This is a genomic window from Acidithiobacillus sp. (assembly GCF_023255755.1).
Classification (GTDB): Bacteria; Pseudomonadota; Gammaproteobacteria; order Acidithiobacillales; family Acidithiobacillaceae; genus Acidithiobacillus.
Genome location: NZ_JAGDVS010000184.1, coordinates 1 through 3,398, shown reverse-complemented (window position 1 = coordinate 3,398; position 3,398 = coordinate 1). Strand labels below are relative to the sequence as shown.

Genomic DNA, 3,398 nt, shown 5'->3' with positions numbered 1-3,398 from the left:
CCCCCTGCCCCATCGCCTGCCGCCGCAACCCCATCTGTTTCAAAGCCTGGCGTTGCGCCACGTCCCGCTCCGCTACTGCGCCCTGAAGAAATACGTCATTTCAACCCTCAGGCGGGTCTGCTGGGACTTTTGCAGATTATCCGGCGTGATCAGTCGTCAGCCATTATTGTGGATAGCCAGCAACAGGTTATTCTGCGATTAGACCCGATGGCTGATCAGGCCATCTTGCTGTCGGACGATGAGCATCTCAAATCGCTGGCGCGAGAAGAGTACCCGCGGCTGCAAATGCGTGCCCCGAATAACACTGACGTTCCCGCTCATGCATCCACACGGCGCCTCACCCTTCAGTCTCTACTCTGGCAAATGGGTGCGTGGACGGCTGATGGGCGTCTCAGCCAGAACCTCCAAATCCACGCCCCCGTGCAATTGAAGCAATGGCCCAACCTGACGCGACTCACCATGTTGCCTGACGCACTGCGCTTAGCGGCTTTTCTGGCCCGTTCTCCGGCATCTCCGGCATTGACGGTGAAGATGTTACGCGTCGAGCCTCATGATCTTTTCAACTTTCTTGCAGCCGCAGACAGCTTAGGACTGTTGCGCTACAACACGGCAGAGAATCCCGATAACCGCATCCAGCCAGTGACGCCCAATGCGCCAATGCCTGCAGAAATACCCGCTGCCAAAAGAAGCTTCCTGGGCCGTCTCCTTGCCCGCATTTCAGGGCTGTAAAATGCGGACGCAAAGAGCGCTTAGGCAAAAATCATATTGAAGGAGCCACGTTGTGAGAGAAGACAATAAAATTATCTTTACCGGTCCTGTTGGTGTGGGCAAAACAACGGCCATTTCAGCATTGTCAGATATTCCAATTATCTCCACTGACGCCCAGGCTTCGGATATGACGCTGAATCGCAAAGGTCACACCACCGTGGCGATGGATTACGGCGTACTGAAGCTGGATGAGAGCACTAAAATTCACCTGTACGGCACCCCTGGCCAGGAACGTTTCGATTTCATGTGGGACATTCTCACCACCGGTGGTCTGGGCCTCATCCTGATGCTGGACAATACCCGCCCTAACCCGAAAAAAGATCTGCACTTTTTTCTCCATGCCTTCAAAGAGTTCATTGCCGACGTTCCGGTAGTCATCGGGGTTTCAAAAACGGATGTCCAGGCGCAGCCCCAGATAGCAGCATACGTCAATATGCTCCCAGAAGTGACCGCTGATCTACGGATGCTTAATCCCATTCCACCGATTTTCGAAGTGGATGGTCGTAACAAGGACGACGTTAAAAATCTGGTTATGGCACTTCTTTACTCCATTGATCCTGGAATCGGGGATCAGTTATGAGTATCGAACTGGTCGCCACCAGCGCTGATCTTTATGGTGAAGTGACACCAGCCGGGGCCTTTTATGCCACATCCAGTCCGGATCAGGAAGGAAACCGGACCGTTCTTTTACGTATTTTACGAGAAGGACACCGAGCCCCTTTTAGCATCAAGGCCGCACAGCATTGGACGCAGTCTGCGAATGAAGAGGAGGCCTTGCGCAGCATTTTCCGCCTGCAACGACTGGGTTTATTACGGGGCACCGCGCATCCACGTCAGCAAGAGGATAAACGCCTGGAAGATGCGTTACCGCCCCTCCTCGCGCAACTCTCCGATGTACAGAAGACACTCCTCGCCGACGAAAATGGCTTTTATCTCGCCGCAGCCGGCTACACCCATGAAGCCGCAGAAGAACTCGCCGGACTTTCGGCAGACCTGCTCTCCTTGCAGTCCAGGCATGACCGTTTGCTGAAAAACAACCTGCGTGTCAACACCGAGACCTGGGGACTGCTCGATCCCGCGGGGCGTTCTGAACTGGGGTTCTGGCCGTTATTCATCGGTCAGCAACGTTTCATGCTCGTCGTCAACGGTACACCCCGCCTGCAGAATCAATCATTCGTTACGCTGATACAAGATCTAGACAAACGCTATCGCTAAAACCATATCCCTTTCATACACTCTCATTATCAAGCCATCAGGAGAACAAAAATGCGTGAAGAAATGCTTAAATCCATCCTCAGTGATCTGAACGGGTCTTCTGCGGACATTGAGGCCTCAGCCGTGATTTCTACCGACGGCCTCACTATCGCCTCACTGCTTTCTTCGACCATGGATGAAGACCGGGTCGGTGCCATGGCGGCGGCGATGCTTTCTCTGGGCGACCGCACTGCCGTAGAACTGGCGCGGGGCGAGTTGGAACAGGTCATGATCAAGGGCGATAACGGCTACGTCCTGCTTATTCACGCTGGCCCGGATGCCGTCTTAACCGTCATTGCGCGCAAAGAAGCGAAGCTTGGACTGGTATTTCTCGACGCGAAGCGGGGGGCTGCGGGGATTGCCGAACTGCTTTGAAGCCATTCCGGGCATGCAGGCAGGAAGGCGCCCTTCACAGGACTGGTTGCATTGGGCCATAATGCGCGAAACTTCTGTCAGAGATCCGTATGACTTTCCAGGAAATCATCCAGCGGCTGCAAGGCTTCTGGGCCGATCAAGGCTGTGTTCTACTCCAGCCCATGGATATGCCGGTGGGTGCCGGCACCTTCCACCCTGCCACTTTCCTGCGGGCCATTGGCCCCGAACCATGGCGTGCCGCCTATGTGCAGCCCTCCCGGCGTCCCACGGATGGCCGTTACGGGAATAATCCCAATCGTCTCCAGCACTACTATCAGTTTCAGGCGGTGCTCAAACCTAATCCGGTGAACCTGCAGGAACTCTACCTCGAATCGCTGGCGGCCCTTGGCATTGATTCCCGGGTGCAGGATATCCGTTTTGTCGAAGATGACTGGGAGTCACCAACTCTGGGTGCCTGGGGTCTGGGCTGGGAAGTCTGGCTGAATGGGATGGAAGTCACCCAGTTCACCTATTTCCAGCAGGTGGGTGGCTTGGATTGTCATCCGGTCATGGGCGAAGTCACTTATGGCCTGGAACGGCTGGCCATGTACCTGCAGGGCGTAGAAAGTGTTTACGACCTCGTGTGGACCCCCGGCGTCCTCTACGGAGATGTGTTTCATCAGAACGAAGTGGAGCAATCCCGCTATAATTTTGAGCTGGCCCCGGTAGAAGACCTCTTCCAGCGCTTCGACCAGGCAGAAAAAGACTGCCGTGCGTTGCTGGCGGCGCAGCTCCCCCTACCCGCCTACGAACGGATACTGGACTGCTCCCACACCTTCAACCTGCTGGATGCCCGCCATGCCATCGGCGTCAACGAGCGCGCGCGATTCATCGGTCGCGTCCGTACTCTCGCCCGTGGCGTCGCCGAGAACTATGCCGAAGCGCGTGCCGCCCTGGGTCATCCTTTACTGCGGAGCCAAGATGTCAGCGCCTGAAGATCTCCTGCTGGAACTAGGTTGTGA

General features: G+C 55.7%; 4 protein-coding genes and 1 pseudogene. All 5 read left to right on the top strand.

The annotated features are described in order from the left end of the window. Nucleotides 1-729, top strand: a pseudogene (locus tag Q0C48_RS12895) (response regulator); the annotation flags it as partial. 52 nt (nt 730-781) lie between these two features. Beyond that, the gene (locus tag Q0C48_RS12890; protein WP_291524994.1) at nt 782-1,348 is read left to right on the top strand and encodes an ATP/GTP-binding protein; all 567 of its coding nucleotides are present in this window, start codon (nt 782-784) and stop codon (nt 1,346-1,348) included. Next, nucleotides 1,345-1,983, top strand: coding sequence for a roadblock/LC7 domain-containing protein (locus Q0C48_RS12885; RefSeq protein WP_291524992.1), 639 nt, complete (start codon nt 1,345-1,347; stop codon nt 1,981-1,983). Before Q0C48_RS12890 ends, Q0C48_RS12885 begins: the two co-directional genes overlap by 4 nt. Nucleotides 1,984-2,034: 51 nt before the next feature. Beyond that, nucleotides 2,035-2,397, top strand: coding sequence for a roadblock/LC7 domain-containing protein (locus Q0C48_RS12880; protein WP_113526460.1), 363 nt, complete (start codon nt 2,035-2,037; stop codon nt 2,395-2,397). Between the two features lie 89 nt (nt 2,398-2,486). Then, nucleotides 2,487-3,371 carry a glycine--tRNA ligase subunit alpha gene (gene glyQ / locus Q0C48_RS12875; RefSeq protein WP_291524987.1) on the top strand — a complete coding sequence of 295 codons (885 nt, stop codon included), beginning with the start codon at nt 2,487-2,489 and terminating at the stop codon, nt 3,369-3,371. Nucleotides 3,372-3,398: the final 27 nt, after the last annotated feature.